The sequence below is a fragment of the Chryseobacterium tructae genome, assembly GCF_030409875.1.
Classification (GTDB): domain Bacteria; phylum Bacteroidota; class Bacteroidia; order Flavobacteriales; family Weeksellaceae; genus Chryseobacterium; species Chryseobacterium tructae.
Window position 1 is genome coordinate 2,219,100 of the sequence record NZ_JAUFQR010000001.1, and the last position, 19,157, is coordinate 2,238,256.

Annotated in this window: 18 protein-coding genes and 1 CRISPR repeat array; of the genes, 13 read left to right on the top strand and 5 right to left on the bottom strand. The window is 34.0% G+C overall.

Going from position 1 to position 19,157, the window contains the following annotated elements:
- Nucleotides 1–30 precede the first annotated feature (30 nt).
- From cas9 (QWZ06_RS10970) to QWZ06_RS10995, 6 genes are all read left to right on the top strand, one after another.
- The gene (gene cas9 / locus QWZ06_RS10970) at nt 31–1,038 is read left to right on the top strand and encodes a type II CRISPR RNA-guided endonuclease Cas9 (RefSeq protein WP_290298010.1); all 1,008 of its coding nucleotides are present in this window, start codon (nt 31–33) and stop codon (nt 1,036–1,038) included.
- Nucleotides 966–4,283 carry a type II CRISPR RNA-guided endonuclease Cas9 gene (gene cas9 / locus QWZ06_RS10975; RefSeq protein WP_290298012.1) on the top strand — a complete coding sequence of 1,106 codons (3,318 nt, stop codon included), beginning with the start codon at nt 966–968 and terminating at the stop codon, nt 4,281–4,283. The genes cas9 (QWZ06_RS10970) and cas9 (QWZ06_RS10975) overlap by 73 nt, the downstream gene beginning before the upstream one ends.
- A gap of 1 nt (nt 4,284) precedes the next feature.
- Nucleotides 4,285–5,178 carry a type II CRISPR-associated endonuclease Cas1 gene (gene cas1 / locus QWZ06_RS10980; RefSeq protein WP_290298014.1) on the top strand — a complete coding sequence of 298 codons (894 nt, stop codon included), beginning with the start codon at nt 4,285–4,287 and terminating at the stop codon, nt 5,176–5,178.
- Entirely contained in the window at nt 5,175–5,513 is a 339-nt protein-coding gene (gene cas2, locus QWZ06_RS10985) for a CRISPR-associated endonuclease Cas2 (protein WP_290298015.1), read from the top strand. The genes cas1 and cas2 overlap by 4 nt, the downstream gene beginning before the upstream one ends.
- A 57-nt stretch (nt 5,514–5,570) precedes the next feature.
- A CRISPR array of direct repeats spans nt 5,571–7,234; the repeat unit is 47 nt; unit sequence GTTGTGGTTAATCACAAAGTTAGTGATTTATGAAAGCAATTCACAAC.
- 239 nt (nt 7,235–7,473) lie between these two features.
- Complete coding sequence (locus QWZ06_RS10990) at nt 7,474–8,148, top strand: YceI family protein (protein ID WP_290298016.1); 675 nt, start codon at nt 7,474–7,476, stop codon at nt 8,146–8,148.
- Between the two features lie 200 nt (nt 8,149–8,348).
- Nucleotides 8,349–8,897 (top strand): type 1 glutamine amidotransferase domain-containing protein, encoded by a 549-nt coding sequence (locus QWZ06_RS10995; RefSeq protein WP_290298017.1) that lies wholly within the window; start codon nt 8,349–8,351, stop codon nt 8,895–8,897.
- A gap of 77 nt (nt 8,898–8,974) precedes the next feature.
- Here QWZ06_RS10995 and QWZ06_RS27840 read toward each other — a convergent pair whose 3' ends face one another.
- Nucleotides 8,975–9,148, bottom strand: a complete 174-nt coding sequence (locus QWZ06_RS27840; RefSeq protein WP_353959958.1) for a hypothetical protein — start codon at nt 9,146–9,148, stop codon at nt 8,975–8,977.
- Entirely contained in the window at nt 9,148–9,330 is a 183-nt protein-coding gene (locus QWZ06_RS27845) for a hypothetical protein (RefSeq protein ID WP_353959959.1), read from the bottom strand. Before QWZ06_RS27845 ends, QWZ06_RS27840 begins: the two co-directional genes overlap by 1 nt.
- A 119-nt stretch (nt 9,331–9,449) precedes the next feature.
- On the opposite strand from QWZ06_RS27845, the gene QWZ06_RS11005 reads away from it, so the two are divergent.
- The 7 genes from QWZ06_RS11005 to QWZ06_RS11035 all read left to right on the top strand — a co-directional run bounded on the left by QWZ06_RS11005 (nt 9,450) and on the right by QWZ06_RS11035 (nt 18,171).
- Nucleotides 9,450–9,722 (top strand): DUF1294 domain-containing protein, encoded by a 273-nt coding sequence (locus QWZ06_RS11005; protein WP_290298018.1) that lies wholly within the window; start codon nt 9,450–9,452, stop codon nt 9,720–9,722.
- 345 nt (nt 9,723–10,067) lie between these two features.
- A complete protein-coding gene (typA, locus tag QWZ06_RS11010) occupies nt 10,068–11,873 on the top strand; it encodes a translational GTPase TypA (protein WP_290298020.1) in 1,806 nt (601 codons plus the stop codon).
- A gap of 140 nt (nt 11,874–12,013) precedes the next feature.
- A complete protein-coding gene (locus QWZ06_RS11015; protein WP_290298021.1) occupies nt 12,014–13,630 on the top strand; it encodes a glycoside hydrolase family 10-like protein in 1,617 nt (538 codons plus the stop codon).
- 342 nt (nt 13,631–13,972) lie between these two features.
- Entirely contained in the window at nt 13,973–14,524 is a 552-nt protein-coding gene (locus QWZ06_RS11020; protein WP_290298022.1) for a ferritin, read from the top strand.
- A 187-nt stretch (nt 14,525–14,711) separates the two neighbouring features.
- Complete coding sequence (ychF, locus tag QWZ06_RS11025) at nt 14,712–15,803, top strand: redox-regulated ATPase YchF (RefSeq protein ID WP_290298023.1); 1,092 nt, start codon at nt 14,712–14,714, stop codon at nt 15,801–15,803.
- Nucleotides 15,804–15,970: 167 nt separating this feature from the next.
- Nucleotides 15,971–16,966: a hypothetical protein gene (locus tag QWZ06_RS11030; protein ID WP_290298024.1), complete on the top strand. Its 996-nt coding sequence runs from the start codon at nt 15,971–15,973 to the stop codon at nt 16,964–16,966.
- Nucleotides 16,967–17,088: 122 nt separating this feature from the next.
- Entirely contained in the window at nt 17,089–18,171 is a 1,083-nt protein-coding gene (locus QWZ06_RS11035; RefSeq protein WP_290298026.1) for a hypothetical protein, read from the top strand.
- Nucleotides 18,172–18,272: 101 nt separating this feature from the next.
- Here QWZ06_RS11035 and QWZ06_RS11040 read toward each other — a convergent pair whose 3' ends face one another.
- From QWZ06_RS11040 to QWZ06_RS11050, 3 genes are all read right to left on the bottom strand, one after another.
- Nucleotides 18,273–18,425 carry a bacteriocin gene (locus tag QWZ06_RS11040; protein ID WP_290301343.1) on the bottom strand — a complete coding sequence of 51 codons (153 nt, stop codon included), beginning with the start codon at nt 18,423–18,425 and terminating at the stop codon, nt 18,273–18,275.
- Nucleotides 18,426–18,653: 228 nt separating this feature from the next.
- Complete coding sequence (locus tag QWZ06_RS11045) at nt 18,654–18,842, bottom strand: hypothetical protein (protein WP_290298028.1); 189 nt, start codon at nt 18,840–18,842, stop codon at nt 18,654–18,656.
- A 114-nt stretch (nt 18,843–18,956) separates the two neighbouring features.
- Complete coding sequence (locus tag QWZ06_RS11050; protein ID WP_290298029.1) at nt 18,957–19,148, bottom strand: bacteriocin; 192 nt, start codon at nt 19,146–19,148, stop codon at nt 18,957–18,959.
- Between the last annotated feature and the right edge of the window lie 9 nt (nt 19,149–19,157).

Sequence of the window (19,157 nt, forward strand, 5' to 3'; positions counted from 1 at the left end):
TTTAGAATTGGATAACCAGATAAATACAAGATGAAAACATTAGGAATCGACCTTGGAACCAACAGTGTGGGTTGGGCCATTAGAAATACGGAATTACAGGATAATCAAATCGAAGATTGTGGCGTGATTACTTTTGAAAAAGGAGTAGCTTCAGAAAAAGGTATAGAATTTCCAAAGGTTCAGAAACGGACGGAAAGCAGAGGGAAAAGAAGGAATTATCAGGCTGAAAAATATAGAAAGTATGCTCTGTTAGATTTTTTAATAGAGAAAAAAATGTGTCCTTTAACAATAGAAGAGCTTGATCGCTGGAGAAAGTATGAAAAAGGAAAAGATAGAGAATATCCACAGTCTAAGAAGTTTATTAACTGGTTGAGATTTGATTTTGATGGAGATGGAAAACCGGATTTTCATTTGTTTGAAAAAGATAAAAATGAAAGTTATTATGTTTTCCGGGCATTTTCTATTGAAGAAAATTATGTACATGTTTTTAAAAATAATCCTCAAATCTTAGGACGTGTGTTATATCAATTGGTTCAAAGGAGAGGATTTAAGGGAAGGGACGAAGAGGAAGCTAAAATAATACTTAACGGAAGTGAAAAAAGTGGTACAAAAGGAAGAGATGAAATAGAAAGTTTTATTGATTCTTATAGTTCGTTGGGGGCTGCATTGTACTATTATCAAAAAGAAAATGGAGGAAGGATCAGGCAGCGTTATAATCTTAGGAAAGATTATGAAGCAGAACTGAGACAAATTTGTAAAGTTCAGAGTATTTCTACTTCAGATTATGAAAAACTTTGGAAAGCTATTGTCTGGCAAAGACCTTTAAGAACTCAAAAAGGATTAGTAGGTAACTGTATTTATGAGAAAAATAAGAGAAGAGTAGCAGTAAGTCACCCACTGTATGAAGAATACAGAACATGGGTGTTCATCAATAATCTAAATATTGTACCCCTCCGGATACAGAATTGTCAGATTATCTTCATGAAAGAATTTATCCATTGTTTTATAAGTCAACGCCCGATTTTGAACTTAACGTGATTGATAAACAACTTGCAAAAGATGGGGCTAAAAGATTATCCAGGCATGTAGGTAAAACAAAGGTTATATCCGTAAAACTATTGAAGAGTTTTCATGATGTTTTCGGTGAAGATTGGAAGGGAAAATTAAAATGGGATATTAATGGAGATAGAGCTATACAACCCCTAAAAAAGGATCATGAAGATTACACTTTCGACGATTTATGGCATATACTTTTAACTTTTGATGGGCAGGAAAATCTTAAAAAACTGGCAGTAGAGAAGTTGAAATTAGACGGAGAGAAAGCTATAAAATTTTCCAAAATAAAATTACAGCAAGGGTATGCAACATTAAGCTTATCTGCTGTGAAGAAAATTTTACCATATCTTCAGAAAGGATTTCTGTATAGTCATGCTGTCTATCTGGCGAATTTGTATAAGGTTTTGGGTGAAAATGGGATATCAGAAACTTTAATTAATCATTTTGCAGAAGAAGTGAGTCTATTTTTACACAAAGATTCTTTAGACAGAAAAGTTGCAGCTATTGTTAACAGTCTTATTTCTGAGATGCTTAATAGTAATGAAAGATACTATATTTCTGATAGTAGAGATCTGGATAAGGATGAAAAAGAAGCAATATTGAATAAGATTATAGATAACTATGGTTTATTAAGTTGGGAAAGAATGAATGAAACAGAAAAGTCAGACGTAATTGAGAAGGTTTCAGTTCAGTATCTGGATTTTTTAAAAAAGCCAATAACATTTAAAAGTAATCTATTCATAAAACCAATAAGAATTCATGATCAGATTTTAAAATTCTTACAAGATACCTATCATGTGTCTGAGGATAGGAAGAAATATCTTTGGCATCCTTCAGAGCAGGAAAATTATCCTGAAGCTGAGGATTATTTTGAGTATTCTATTGGTAAGAAAATGTATTATTTAAGAGAAAATGAAGTTCCTAGATTTCTTTATAAAAATCCTGATGCTGAATTTGAAGGCAGGCAGATCAAGCTCTTGGGGAATCCAGAACCTTTAAGCAGAGGTTTTAAAAATCCAATGGCATTAAAATCATTGTATAAACTTAAAAGCCTTATTAATTATTTTTTGCAGCAAGGTAAAATTGATGAAGAAACCAGAGTAGTAATAGAAATAGCCAGAGAACTGAATGATAAAAATAAAAGAAAGGCTATTGAAGTCTGGCAGAAAGAAAGGGAAAGAGAAAATGAATCATATAGAAAAGAAATTCAAGAATATAGAGAGCAGTTTCCGCATATTGCTTTAATAGATGAAAGTACTATTATACGTAAATTAAGACTATGGCATGAGCAGAATAAGATCTGTGTTTATACTGGAAAGCTTATTTCTATAACAGATTTACTATCTAACAATAAATTTGATTTTGAACATACTATTCCGGCAAGTATAAGCTTTGATAATGAACTTAAAAACCTAACCATCGCAGATGCAACTTATAACCGATTGTATAAAAGTAACAAATTTCCTACACAATTGTTGAATTATGAATCTGAGTCTGCTATCAATGGAGAGACTGTTAACCCTATTATCAGAAATATTGAATTCCTTTTTGGAGAAAGGACTATTGAGCATAAAGAGATAAAAGGAAAGACTGAGACAATTATAAAATGGAAAAAAATAACTGAACTTGAAAAACAATATGATGATTGGAAGAAAAAAGCATCTTATGCAAGTTCAAAGGAAATAAAAGATAACTGCATTATTAAGTATCATACCATTAAGATGGATTTAGATTATTGGAGGGCTAAACTAGCATCCTTTACCATTACTGAATATAAAGCAGGTTGGAGAAATAATCAACTTAGAGATACTCAGATTATTACTAAATATGCTCTTCCATACTTTAAGACCATATTTAAAAACGTTTCAGTAGAAAAAGGAAGTATAACAGATATTTTTAAAAAAGTTTATAAAGTACAATCAACTAAAGACAAAAAAGATAGAAGAAAGCATAGCCACCATGCTCAAGATGCAGCTATTCTTACTTTAATTCCGAATGTTTTTCATAGAGAAAGAATTATTAAGCTGTATGAGGCAGAAATTGATAAGAGAACAGGTAATATTTATCACGAAAAACCTTTGGGTTGGGAAAGTTTCTCTGAAAAATATATACAGGAAATTCAAAATAAAATTCTAATTAATAACCTTGTAGATAATAGGACTGTGACTCAAACTTATAAAGTTCCAAGAAGAAGAGGTAAAATAGATCATATCAAGACTAAAGATGAACAAGGGAATTATAATTATAAACTTGATAGTGAAGAACAAAAGATTCCTAAAGTAGCAAAAGGTGATACGATCAGAGGGCAATTACATGGTGAAACTTTCTATGGAGCAATAAAACAACCTTTAAGAAATGATGAAGGTCAGATTCTGTTTGATGAAAATAAAAAAATGATCTTAAAGGATGAAATTTTTATTGTAGTGAGAAAGCCTTTGCTATATAAAAATGATGCTAATTCCCCAGGTTTCAAAACAATAGAAGAAATAGAAAAGAGCATTGTAGATAAAGCTTTATTTAAAATGATAAAGAAGCAGGTTGATAACTCAGATTTTAAAACAGCTCTTACAGATGGTGTTTATATGTTAGATGCCGAAGAAAATAAAACTGGCCAAAAGATAAGAAGGATACGATGTTTTGAAAAACAATTGAGATATAAAACTGCAGTAAAAATTCATAAACATCAGTTTGAGTCTACAAAAGATTATAAAAAGGCAACCCTGGCTGTTAACGGAGAAAATCCATATTGTCTTTTCTACAAAAGTGACGAGGGGAGGGCAATGAAAGTATTGTCAATTATTGAACTCTCAGAATTAAAACTTAAAAATCTGAAAGACCTGTATAGTGAGCCTGAATTTTTATCATCTGAAACTGGAAAAGGGAAAAATAAATCTTCTATTCCGTTATATTCAATTTTGAAAAAAGAAGATAAGGTAATTTTTTATAAAGACTCAATTAATGAATTAAAAGATTTAGATACTGAAGAGTTATCCGGAAGAATGTTTAAAGTTTACCAGTTTGAAGGAGATTCGAATAGAATGAAATTTAGACATCATTTAGCTGCGGGAATAGACACCGAATTAAAAAAAGAAAATAAAGAATATTCAGCGGTTGATTTTGAAGCAAAACAGATGTTTTTAAGATTGAGCCAAGGACAATGGAATTTTGCCATTGAACACAAAGATTTTGAACTGACACTCAGCGGAAAAATAAAATGGAATTTATAAAATGATCACTCGTTCTATATATATTGGCAATCCTGCTTATCTCAAACTTAAAGATGAGCAAATGTATATTCTGGATCCTTCTACTAAGGATTTGAAAGGTAAAGTTCCGGTAGAAGATTTAGGAGTGCTGATGCTTGATCATTTTCAGATCACAATTTCACATCAGTTGATTCAGAAAATGATGGGAAATAATGTAGTTGTCATAAGTTGTGATGCTCATCATTTACCTCATGGAATAATGCTCCCGATGTATGGACATACAGAACATTCAGATAGAATCAAAGATCAACTGGAAGCGAGCGAACCATTGAAAAAACAACTTTGGAAACAAACTGTTGAATGTAAAATTGAGAATCAAAAAGAAGTGCTCAGAAGATTAGGGAATTATTATGAACCTATGGCTGAGTACCAGAGAAATGTAAAAAGTGGTGATATTACTAATATGGAGGGAATTGCCGCACAACATTACTGGAAACATCTGATTAGTCTTGATTTTTTAAGAGCCCGTTTTGGAGATTCACCCAATCAGTTTTTCAATTTTGGGTATTCAGTTCTTAGAAGTATGGTAGCAAGAGCCATTATTGAAACAGGATTATTACCGGTTCTCGGAATCTTTCATAAAAATAAATACAATCCTTATTGCCTTGCAGATGATTTGATGGAGCCATTTCGCCCATTTATAGATCTTTTAGTAATGCAATGGCTTGAAAAATGGCCGGAAACAGAAGAGCTCGATAAAGAATTTAAGGCTCATATTCTTAAAGTAGCAACTGTAGATGTTGGAATTGATGGAAAAACCAGACCATTGCTGATTGCTGTAAAAATAACCGCTTTTTCACTTTATAAATGCTACACAGGGGAAAAACGTTTGATCTCTTATCCTGAACTATTATGAACGCCGAAAGGTTTAACGCCTATCGTATTATGTGGGTATTGGTTTTATATGATTTACCGACTGAAACCAAAGCAAATATGCGGGATGCAAATTTGTTCAGAAAACGCTTACTGGATGATGGGTTTACCCTGTTTCAGTTTTCAATGTATGTAAGACATTGTCCAAGTCGTGAAAATGCTGAAGTTCATATTAAAAGAGTAAAAGGCATGCTTCCTAAAGCTGGAAAAGTGGCCATTATGTGTATTACGGATAAGCAGTTCAGTGATATTGAGATCTTTTTTGCCAGAAATAAAGAAGAACCACCACCAACCTTCCAGCAACTAGAATTATTCTAATTTTTAAATCCTAAATGAACAATAAATCCGTTGAATTTCAACGGATTAAATTTTGAGGTTGTGGTTAATCACAAAGTTAGTGATTTATGAAAGCAATTCACAACTACTCGTAAAGATATGTCCTGCATCTGGGGGTTGTGGTTAATCACAAAGTTAGTGATTTATGAAAGCAATTCACAACCTTAGATGTTTCCGTACTGTAAAACTCATAGTTGTGGTTAATCACAAAGTTAGTGATTTATGAAAGCAATTCACAACTGCATTTATAAACGAACTTACTAAACAGCTGTTGTGGTTAATCACAAAGTTAGTGATTTATGAAAGCAATTCACAACACTGCAAGTAAGCCCCCAACCTCTATTAAGGTTGTGGTTAATCACAAAGTTAGTGATTTATGAAAGCAATTCACAACCTCTTTTTGTGGGTTATCCAAAAGGGTTGGGTTGTGGTTAATCACAAAGTTAGTGATTTATGAAAGCAATTCACAACTGTCTCCGTAAACATGTGTTACAGATACAAGTTGTGGTTAATCACAAAGTTAGTGATTTATGAAAGCAATTCACAACATCCTGTGATACAGCCTTATTGAAGTAATAGTTGTGGTTAATCACAAAGTTAGTGATTTATGAAAGCAATTCACAACCTGGTGCTGATTTGCTATAAGATTCACTCTGTTGTGGTTAATCACAAAGTTAGTGATTTATGAAAGCAATTCACAACTAGTCAATTTTTCTTTTTCACTCACTGCTGGTTGTGGTTAATCACAAAGTTAGTGATTTATGAAAGCAATTCACAACTAGTCAATTTTTCTTTTTCACTCACTGCTGGTTGTGGTTAATCACAAAGTTAGTGATTTATGAAAGCAATTCACAACATAACTTAATTAAAAGGTAATATTATCCAAGTTGTGGTTAATCACAAAGTTAGTGATTTATGAAAGCAATTCACAACTCCCTTGACTTTTTCAACAGCTGAAATGAAGTTGTGGTTAATCACAAAGTTAGTGATTTATGAAAGCAATTCACAACAAGAAAATGTTAAGTATAAGATTGAGGCAAGTTGTGGTTAATCACAAAGTTAGTGATTTATGAAAGCAATTCACAACTATTCTATCTGTAGGTGATAATCAATTAAAGTTGTGGTTAATCACAAAGTTAGTGATTTATGAAAGCAATTCACAACTGAACACTTGGGCAAGAGTGAAAAATTTTAGTTGTGGTTAATCACAAAGTTAGTGATTTATGAAAGCAATTCACAACATGATCCATATTTTTCTCTGGCTGTAGGCGGTTGTGGTTAATCACAAAGTTAGTGATTTATGAAAGCAATTCACAACTAACCCACCTTTCTTGATTGCAAATTCATAGTTGTGGTTAATCACAAAGTTAGTGATTTATGAAAGCAATTCACAACTAACCCACCTTTCTTGATTGCAAATTCATAGTTGTGGTTAATCACAAAGTTAGTGATTTATGAAAGCAATTCACAACCAAATGGACTGCTGGAGAATTGTGGAAACAGTTGTGGTTAATCACAAAGTTAGTGATTTATGAAAGCAATTCACAACCTCGTCTGAGCTAGAGTTTAAACATCACAAGTTGTGGTTAATCACAAAGTTAGTGATTTATGAAAGCAATTCACAACTTAAAAGACTTTTGATATAAATTACACTTAGTTGTGGTTAATCACAAAGTTAGTGATTTATGAAAGCAATTCACAACCTTACTTAAAGCTTTTTGAAGAAAAATTCGGCTGTGACTAATCACGAAGATAATAAATTTCAAAAGGAAATAGTACTATAATACAATAGATTTCCCCATCTCATTTATTTCTTTTCCGGTTACAATCCCTAACACGGATAGTAAAACTTACATTTCTTGATGTATGATAAGAGAAGACCCATATGGTTTTTCTATTTTTGTATCCGAAAACAATAAACTTTTTTAAACAGTTCAATAATATGAAAAAAATTAGTGTAATTGCATTAGTAGCAGTAGGGTTACTGGCAGCATCATGTAATAGTAAAGAAAAAACAGATACAGCAGTGGCTACTGAGCAAGCAGTTGCTGAAGGTAAAGGAGAAGCATTAGCAGTAGATGCTGCAGCTTCTGTAGTTAACTGGAAAGCTTTCCACAAAGGAGGTTTTGCTCCTCGTTGGGGAACTCTTAATGTAAAATCTGGAGATCTAAACATTGAAGGTGGGCAAGTAGTAGCTGGAAACTTCAATATTGATATGACTTCTATTAAAGTAGATCCTGCTTCAGTAACTGAAAAAGATAAAAAACCTGTAGACCTTGAGGCTCACCTTAAGAATCCTGATTTCTTTGATGTAGAGAAAAATCCTACTTCAGACTTCAAAATTACAAGCGTAGCTGATCTTAAAGAAGCCCCGAAAGATGCAGTAGCAGGTGCTAACAAAACAGTAAGCGGAAACCTTACATTAATGGGTAAGACAATGAACGTTACTTTCCCTGCTAAAGTAGATGTAGTAGATAATACAGCTGCTATTCAGGCTAAATTTACCGTAAACAGAACAGACTGGGGAATCAAATTCGGAACTACTGAAACTGATCCTGCTGAATGGATGATTAGCAAAGACATCGAAATTGCTATTGATGTAAAAGCAAAAAAATAAGTACATACACTTGTTATACATAGAGAGATGCCTTAACTAAGGCAGCTCTTTTTTGTGACAATACATCAATGATTTTTTTGGATGATGAAGAAATCACTTTTAATTTGATAGACAACCTTTAACCTTTTTTAGAAATTGATAACAGCCCAACGGCATCATTTTTTCACTCCATTAAAGATAACACCTAAAATCATAATATCATGTCCAAAAAAATTGCAATCCTGGCGACCCATGGTTTCGAAGAAAGTGAACTTCAATCACCGAAAGAATATTTAGAACAACAGGGATGGACAACACATGTTGTAAGCCCTGAAAAAGGAACCATCAAATCATGGGCAGAGAAAAATTGGGGAAAAGATTATCATGTCGATAAAACACTGGATGAGGTAAATGCTTCTGACTATGATGCTTTGGTTTTACCTGGCGGGGTGATAAATCCTGATCAATTAAGAACAAACGGGCAGGCTTTGGCATTTGTTCGGGACTTTTTTATTCAAAATAAGCCTGTTGCGGCAATTTGTCACGGGCCACAGATCTTAATCAATGCAAAAGTTGTTAACGGAAGAAATATGACTTCTGTAAAATCGATTAGTAAAGATTTAATCAATGCAGGAGCTTATTGGGAAGATCAGGAGGTTGTTGTTGATAATGGTTTGGTGACCAGCAGAACTCCAAAAGATTTGCCAGCATTTAATGCCAAAATGGTAGAAGAATTTAAAGAAGGAAAACATGTAGGGCAAGCGTTATAGCTCAAATTAATAAAATATAGAGCCTGGAATTTCTAAATTCCAGGCTCTTTTATATAATAATCCTTAAGAAAAGTTTATCAATTGAGCTCCCATGAATTCTGAATGCGCACACAATATTCACTTCCCAGATACAGAGGATTGCCATGTTTTTCAGACCAGAAACCATCCAGGATATCCGAGCTTATGCAGCGATAAACAGCAACTCCTTTATAGATTTTATGATCATCACCCTCATAATGAAAGTTAAGCACTAAGATCTGGTCTTTATAAATCCTGTTCCATTTTGTATATGATTTCCAATAACCCATTGCGCAATGATTCGAGCATTTTCATCAACGGATAAAACTAAGGTGCCGCGATAAGAAAACTGGTCAGACTTTTCCTGGTTACTTCCTTTAATGGAATAGGTTCCTGCTAAATCATAAACTGTCATGAATGTATTTTTATGGGTGGCAAATTTAAAAAATCTTATCCTGATCCTGTCATAAATATTGTATTAACACGGATATTAAAGCTTGGATATTCCTTGGTTATATAAATTAAGCTTTATTTTTGCAGCAAATTGATTTTAAAAATGATTCCATTTCTGTTGATTGCAAACCTTATTACATTTGGGGTTTTGGATTTGATAAACTGCAGGCCAAAAGACATCAATGGCGGATTTCAGAGAATGTTCTTTTAGGGCTTTCGTTGATCGGAGTTATTGGTGCAGCTTCAGGAATGATCATCTTTCATCATAAAGTGTCCAAAAAATCTTTTTTAGTAAAATTTTTCATTGTGGTTTTGATTGATGTTGTATTGTTGTATCGATTGATAAGACATTGATATAGATAATTTATTTAAGTGATAAAAAAATGTTTTCCTACATGTATCAGCCGACTCAAGAAGGCAAAATCACTTTCTTTATTCCTGAATCCCAATTTTATAATAAGAGACACTCATTTAGAACATATGAATAAGATTTCCTGAATAATTGAATCAATTTACCGCCAGAAACTTATTGGAATGAAAGAGAAAACAATGAAATAACTCAACCTCTGATACTGTATGTTTTTTAATGATTATAAAAAGAAATTATCTAATTTTCTCATTATGAAATTGTTAAATATTACATAAAGATTTTAATTAATTCATTTAAAATCACTATTTTTGCACCCGTAAAAATCCTATATGCAAAACATTAGAAATATTGCGATTATCGCACACGTTGACCACGGTAAGACGACTTTGGTTGACAAAATCATTCACGCTACCAATATTTTCAGAGAAAATCAGGAGAGTGGAGAATTAATTATGGATAACAATGATCTTGAAAGAGAAAGAGGGATCACGATTTTATCCAAGAATATTTCTGTTACTTATAAAGACACTAAAATTAACGTAATTGATACTCCTGGTCACGCGGATTTCGGTGGAGAAGTAGAAAGAGTATTAAAAATGGCTGATGGGGTTATTTTGTTAGTGGATGCGTTCGAAGGGCCAATGCCGCAGACAAGATTCGTACTTCAGAAAGCGTTAGAATTAGGATTGAGACCATTAGTGGTTATCAATAAAGTAGATAAGCCAAACTGTCGTCCTGATGAAGTTCATGATAAAGTATTTGACTTATTCTTCAACCTTGAAGCTACAGAAGAACAGTTGGATTTCCCTACGTTCTATGGATCTTCAAAACAAGGTTGGTTCAACACTTCATTAGAACAAACTGAAGATATTATGCCATTATTAGATGGTATCTTACAGTATGTTCCTGAGCCTAAAGTAACTGAAGGAAACCTTCAGATGCAGATTACTTCATTAGATTTCTCTTCTTTCTTAGGAAGAATTGCCATCGGAAAAGTAACAAGAGGAGAACTTAAAGAATCTCAATGGATCGGTCTTGCTCAGGCAGATGGAAAAGTGGTAAAAGGAAAAGTAAAAGAATTATACGTTTTCGAAGGTTTAGGGAAGAAAAAAGTAACTGAAGTACAAGCAGGAGATATCTGTGCTGTAGTAGGTTTTGATGCTTTCCAGATTGGAGATTCTTTCGTAGATCTTGAAAACCCTGAGCCGTTGGAAAGAACAGCAATTGATGAGCCTACGTTGAACATGACGTTCTCAATTAACAATTCACCTTTCTTCGGTAAAGACGGTAAATATGTTACCTCTAATCACCTGAAAGAAAGATTATATAAAGAATTAGAGAAAAACTTAGCATTAAGAGTTCAACAGACTGATGATGCCAACACTTTCTTGGTATTCGGTAGAGGTATTCTTCACTTGTCAGTTTTGATCGAAACAATGAGAAGAGAAGGATATGAAATGACAATTGGTCAGCCACAGGTTATCTTAAGAGAAATTGATGGTGAAAAATGTGAGCCTTATGAATCTTTAGTTGTTGACGTTCCTGAAGAATTTGCTTCAAGAGTAATCGACTTAGCAACTCAGAGAAAAGGGGATCTTCACATTATGGAAACTAAAGGAGAGATGCAGCACATGGAATTCGAAATTCCTTCAAGAGGTTTGATCGGATTGCGTTCTCAAATGTTAACAGCTACTGCAGGTGAAGCTATTATGGCACACCGTTTCACAGAATACAAACCTTTCAAAGGAGCTATTCCTGGAAGAAGTAATGGTGTATTGATCAGCAAAACTCAAGGTCCTGCTACAGAATATTCTATCGCTAAATTACAAGATAGAGGTAAGTTCTATGTTGATCCGGGTGAGGAGATCTATGCTGGGATGGTTATTGGTGAGCAAAATAAGCCAGGTGACTTGGTCGTAAACATCGTTGAAGCAAAACAATTGAATAACATGAGAGCTTCTGGAAAAGATAAAGATACAGGTGTTGCACCAAAAATCTTATTCTCTCTTGAAGAATGTATGGAATATATCCAAGCTGATGAAGCTATCGAGGTAACTCCAAACTTTATCAGAATGCGTAAAAAACTTCTTTCAGAAGAAGAAAGAAAAAGAGTTGAAAGATCAGCGAAATCGTAATCATTTCGATTTACAATCAATATCATATAGAAAAGCCTCGAATTTTTCGAGGCTTTTTTTCTAAAGAATAGGAAAAAATGTTTATTTTTTCACAACAATATCCAAAATATTAAAATTTAATTTAAAGTAGTTTTGCGGCTATGAAAATGAGTAAACTAAAACTTATCGTTTTATTAGGAGTTCTAGCGTCTTACAGTACCTCATGTTCAGTTCAGAACAGTGTAACAAAGACTCCGCCTGTTAAAAATACAACAAAACCTAATACCAATAATACTACCACACAACCAAAACCTCCTGTAGTCGTTACCAAACCTACAACAGGAACTTCTACAGAAGAAACTTTCAGAACCAATCTTCCGGAGATCAAAAGAGAGTTTCGTGGCGCTTGGATCGCCAGTGTTGCCAATATCAACTGGCCTTCAAAAAACAATCTTACCGTCGAACAACAGAAAGCAGAAGCAATCAGTATGCTGGATATGCTGAAAGAAAATAATTTCAATGCAGCTATTTTCCAGATCAGACCTTCCGCGGATGCTTTATATACAAGTAATATCGAACCTTGGTCTTACTTTTTGACCGGAGAAACAGGAGCAGCTCCCTATCCCAACTATGATCCCTTATTATTTTGGATCGAAGAAGCTCACAAAAGAGGATTGGAATTGCATGTTTGGTTAAATCCTTACCGTGCTCATCATACCAATGGCGGGAATGTGAACAAGATGTCAATGGCCAACAGAATGTCTGACATTGTAGTAAGATTGAAAAATGGAATGTACTGGTTTGATCCGGCAAATCCTAAAACACAGGATCATGTATCCAATGTCGTAAAAGATATCGTAAAAAGATATGATATTGATGCGATTCACTTTGATGATTATTTCTACCCATACGCTACGTACAACAAAGGAGCTGATTTTCCGGATCATGCAACATGGAATGCTTACGTAAACAGTGGCGGAAATTTATCCAGAGCAGATTGGAGAAGAGATAATGTGAATAAATTTGTAGAACGTATCTATAAAGAAATTCATGCAGAAAAAAATAATGTAAGATTTGGAATCAGTCCATTCGGAATCTGGAAACCAGGATATCCTGCAGGAATTGTAGGTTCTTCTCAGTTTGACGAGCTGTATGCAGATGCCAAATTATGGTTAAACAGAGGTTGGGTAGATTATTTCTCCCCACAATTATATTGGCCCATTGATTCTAAAGGTCAAGGTTTTGAAGCATTATTAAACTGGTGGGAATCAGAAAATACAATGAAGCGTCACTTATGGCCAGGTTTAAATACAGTGGAGATCAAGACATACGACCGTCCAACAGAAATCAAAAATCAGATTGAAATTTCCAGAAAAATTCTGAAAAATGATGCAGGAGAAATTCACTGGAGTATTGCTGGTCTTACCAAAAATCCGGGAATGCTTCCGGCTCTGAAAAATGGGCCATACAGCGAGAAGGCATTAATTCCTAAATCTCCATGGATCAAAACAACTCCATTGCAGACGCCAACTTTATTCATTTCAGATAATGGAAGTTTTGCCCAGACAAGATGGAGTACAAAAAATGCTTCAGAAGTTTTTCAGTGGGTACTTTTCTGTCAGTATGACGGAGTATGGCAAACGGAAATCGTACCATTAGATACGCTTTTCAAAGATATTCCTAAATTTAAAAATGGAAAAAAATTAAGTGGAGTAGCGATCAAAGCTATCGACAGATTAGGAAACGAAAGTGACTACATGGCGAAAAAAGTCAAATAAGAAGATACTGAGGATGATATTGGATTCAATATTGTTAAAGTTTATATACATAATAAAAAGGGTTCAGCTTCAAGTTGAGCCCTTTTTTGTATGATAAGAGGTCGTAGGAAATGAAAACCAAATTTCCATTCACTTTATCATTCTGTAAGAATCTAAAGACATCATGAAATAAAAAATCAAATGTAAATCATGCTGTTTTATTTTAGAATAACTATAAATTATCGCTTTAAAGCATTGAAAGCCAATATTTTGTAAACTAAATGTTCCATTTTTGTGTAAAACAAAAACCTTCGCGGAATCATTTTTGCATGAATACTCTCATAATCACCAAAATATAACATTATGAATACTAACCGACTTTCCGCCAATGTGGAAAAAGCACTTAGCGATCAGATGAACAAGGAAATTCATGCATCACACATTTTTCTATCGTATGGAATTTGGGCCGATGACAAAGGCTATCAGGGAATTGCTAATTTTCTTTACCGTCATGCGCAGGAAGAAAGAAACCATTCCATCAAATTCATGGAGTACATTTTAAATAGAGGGGGAAAACCCAAGGTAACTGCCATCCCGGCACCTCCAGCCGATCCTAAAACACTTACAGCTTGCTTCGAAGGCGTTTTCAAACATGAAGTTGACAATACAACTGCTATCTACAAAATTGTAGATCTTTCCATGGCTGAAAAAGACTGGGCCACATGGAATTTTATGCAATGGTTTGTACAGGAACAAATCGAAGAAGAAACATTAGCTCAAAACCTGATCGATAAATTAAAAATTGCAGGTGGTGACAGAGCCACAGATGAGTCTTTATTTACTTTAGATAAAACTTTACAGGAAGCACCGAATGACGTACCATTAGCTCAGAATGCTACAGGAAATAATCCATAAAGTCATTGGTGAAGCAAAAACTGCTTGAAAATCTGTCAGAACGCTGACAGATTTTTTTTATTATGAAACTCCCTTAAAATTCACTATCTTTGCACGCTGAAAGTTCAGGAATCAACAATAAGGGGAAAATATTGAACCTTACACTTTGAACTTCCAACTTTAAACCTTAAACTTTGAATTTTACAATATGAAATGTGGAATCGTAGGCTTACCGAATGTAGGTAAATCAACTCTTTTTAACTGCCTGAGCAACGCAAAAGCTCAATCAGCAAACTATCCTTTCTGTACGATTGAACCAAACCTGGGAACAGTTTCTGTACCGGATCAGAGATTATTTGAATTGGAGAAAATCGTAAAGCCTGAGAGAGTTTTACCCGCTGTAGTTGAAATCGTTGATATTGCAGGTCTTGTAAAAGGTGCCAGTAAAGGAGAAGGATTGGGGAACCAGTTCTTAGCAAATATCCGTGAATGTGAGGCGATCATCCACGTTTTAAGATGTTTTGATAATGGAAATATCATTCACGTAGAAGGTTCGGTAGATCCGTTAAGAGATAAAGAAATTATTGATATTGAACTTCAATTGAAAGACCTTGAAACAGTAGGAAAAGCAGTTGAAAAAGCTAAAAAATTCATCAAATCTGGTAAGAAAGAAGATATTCTGGTGTACGAAACACTTCAGAATTTGCAAAAATTCCTTGAAGATGGGAAAAATGCAAGAGAATTTGCAGTTAATGATGTGACAGCTTCTATCATTAATGAAGTTCAGCTTTTAACAAATAAGCCGGTGCTTTACGTTTGTAACGTAGATGAAAATTCTATCAAAAACGGAAACGATTGGATTGCTAAGATCGAAGAAATGGCTAAAAATGAAGGAGCGGAAGTTGTTGTACTTGCTGCTCAGATTGAAGCTGACATCAACGAGCTAGAAACTTTTGAAGAAAGAGAAATTTTCCTTGATGAACTAGGTCTTACAGAGCCAGGAGTAAACCGTTTGATCAGAAAAGCTTACGATCTTTTAAAACTTCAGACGTATTTCACTGCCGGAGTAAAAGAAGTACGAGCTTGGACTATCGGACAAGGATGGACGGCTCCTCAGGCTGCTGGAGTAATCCACACAGACTTTGAAAAAGGATTTATCCGTGCAGAAGTAATCAAGTATAATGATTATATGACTTACGGTTCAGAAGTAAAAGTGAAAGAAGCCGGAAAACTTTCTGTAGAAGGTAAAGAATATATAGTTCAGGATGGTGACATCATGCACTTTAGATTCAACGTATAAAAAGAAAAAATATTAAAGTTAGTTTATAAAAAAGCGTTTCCATGTATTTGGGAGCGTTTTTTGCATTGATGAGTAAAATTATATCCATGAAGGCCTCTTATTTTGTCATCCCAGTTTTCTTTTTTTCATGTTCAAAATCTATTGAAGATAAGTGTTTCGTTGAAAAGATGAATACTGAAGATATTGTGATACTGAATGAAGATCCTCAGTCTTATACCCTAAAACAAATTCTTTCAGAAAAACCCAAATACCTTGAAATTATCAATCTTACAGCATATCGGGATTTTAAAACAGACAGAACAGAATATCTTTTACAAGCAATGGATTCCGGAAAAGAAGGCGAGACAAGAGAAAATAACTTTATACTATTTGATGAAAAATTTTCTAATCAATTTGTATGTTTTGCTAAACAACAAGTTGGAAATATCTTATATGGAGTAGGAGTTAACAAGCTTGGATACTGGTTGTTAAAAGTTGAAAATAATAAACCCTCTGCTTATTTTTTCGGATTAAGTCCTAACCAGTATTATTTTAATAAAACTCAGCAGGACCTATTTGTTCAGGGTGACTATCTCCAGATTAAAGGAAGCCTTGTGAGTCCTGTACAATCTAATGAGAGTGATAAGAATAAGGATTATTCAGTAATTGAAGATGGCAAATTGTTTACAATTAAATTAACAGATCTGATGCGGGATTCTGATAATGATGGCTATAATGATATATTTGAGAATAGTTTTGGGCTAAATCCCCATCAGGAAGATACAGACAGGGACGGAATCAATGATTTTGAGGATATGAATCCTATGTTTAAATCATCAAAGGATAAATTTACCCTTCTTTATGAATCATTGTTGCCTAATGCTTCCATAGACTCTGAAAAAAAGAACTATGAATTTCAGGTGTATAGAAGCGATTGTGACTATTTCCATCAGATTAATCCAGTACAGAAAGTATTATTTGTACCTGAGGATAAAAAAGAGCAGACTTATTATACCAAGGTGTCTGATATTATCGAAGAAATGATCTCTCCAATACAAAAGAATGAGAAGAATCCAGCCCGTTTTTATATATATAAAGTAGGAAGCTATTTTAAAAATGATTATGCTGCAGATTATGAAAATGGGAAATGGGTACTTAAAGTGGTGGGTGGATATATTATTTAAAAGATTGTGAAATTTTATTCATGAAAAATAAAGAATTGAGTAAGATATATAATAATGAAAGAGAGCTTGCAAAAGCATTTTTATGTAAATTTGGCAGCATTTTTTAATGAATGCCCGTAACTATGAACATCTTATATTTTGCAATTCCTGTTTTCCTTTTTTCGTGCTCGAAGCCTGTAAAAGATAATTGCTTTACAGATAAAAGCCCTCAGCTTTACAATAAGGATGAAGACTCCCAATTAAAATTTACTGTACAACAGATTCTTAAGGATAAACCCAGCTATCTTCAAATGGAAAGCCTTCCCAATTATAGAGACTTTAAGAAAGACAGTACAGAATATAATGATCTTAATCCCGAATATGTAGAACGTAGGGTAAAATTGATAAAAGATGGTGATCTTTTTAACGAAAAGTTCGGAGATTTTAGCTTATACGTCGCCACACAGCAGATTGGAAATACTTTTTATACTCTTGCCGAAAACTCTTTGGGATATTGGTTGTTGAAGATTGAAAATGGTAAACGCTCTGCTTACTTTTTAGGAATGAGCAGAGATCAATATTATTTTAATAGAATTCAGCAGAGGCCTGTTATTGATGGAGAATATGTTCAGGCAGAAGGGAGCTTGGGGAATCGCATTGAATCTGAAAAGTCTCGTATTAAAAAAGGTTTTTCAGCTCTTGAAGATGGGAAGTTATTTAGAATCAAGCTTAAAGATATTGAACAGGATTCGGATCAGGATGGATATAATGATATTTTTGAGAAAAGCTTTGGTCTGAATCCGTATAATAAAGATACAGATGGAGACGGGATCAATGATTCTGATGATATGAATCCTATGTATACATCTGAAAACAATAAATGGAGTGAGTTCTATAATCATGCAATGATATTTGAAGGGCCTTCTACGATGTCGGAATATGGAAAAGAATACTTGAAGTATACCTTTAGTTTCTTTAAGGGAGATTGTGATTATTTGCATCAGATGAGTCCAAGCTTCAGGGTTTTATTTATACCGGAAGACAAGAATAAGCAGACAGCTTATATGAGAACGGCGAATCTAAAAGTTACCTATTTCAGCAAGTTATTTCAGGATAAGAAGAATCCGGAAACATTTTCTTTATCTACACAGAAGCAAAAGAGGCAGGATTTATTATATTCTTTAGAATACAAACAAGGAAAATGGCAAGTAAGTCAGGATTACTAAGTCTTTTTTCTTCTGAATATACTTTGTCTGTTTTCTAAAAAAGCACTTTCAAATGAATGAAAGTGCTCAAATTATAAAAATAACATATAAGGTATATGTGTTTAGTCTAGTGGCGGATCCAGTATGGTTCTACACTTTCTTTCGAAGCAGCTTAGACCAACAGTTGTACATAAGCCTGTTGCTGGATCAAGGCATCTCAATAGCCCGCCAATGATTGATTTCAATTCTTTTTTGTTCAGTCTTTTTCCGTTGATTACATTTTATTTTTCCATGATTTTTTATTTCAAAAATGGATCATCTTATTAATCAAAGGGAGGCTCAAGGACATATCTGCACTCTCTTTCAGCACATCTTATTCCGGTATCGATGCAGCGTCTCGTTTCAGGATCAAGACACATTTGTAATCCACCTTTAATGGATTTTAGCTCTTTCTTGTTTAGGTTTTTTGCGTTTTTCATAGCACTATATTTTGAGATTGATGATTATTCTATCGGAATTGGTCCTGGTCTGCATTCTTTTTGAGCACAAGATGGTGAAATAATAGTACAGCCATAAGGATCAGATGAAGGTTCACATGGCTGAACCGGGCACAATACTGGTTGTATACAATTAAGTAATCCACCTTTAATGGTCTTTAATTCTCTTTTGTTTAATTTTTTTGCATTTTTCATAGTATTGATTTTTTATAGTAAAGTTTAATAAGAATGTTTTTTCTTCCTGGACACAGAACGCAGAATCAGTCGCACGGCGAGAGCTGCTGGATTCGTATGGGAGGTAGATGATTGCTAAGGTCTGCAAATTTTTTGCCCACAGCGAGGATGAATCATTGTACATCCGTTAGCATCTGCATGAGATTCACATGTTCCGGGATATGGCTCACAAGGTTCAGGAACCATACAGTTGTACATCCCTCCTGTAATAGATTTTAGTTCTTTTTTGTTTAGTTTTTTGCCGCTGGATAGGATTTGATTTTTCATTGGTTTGAT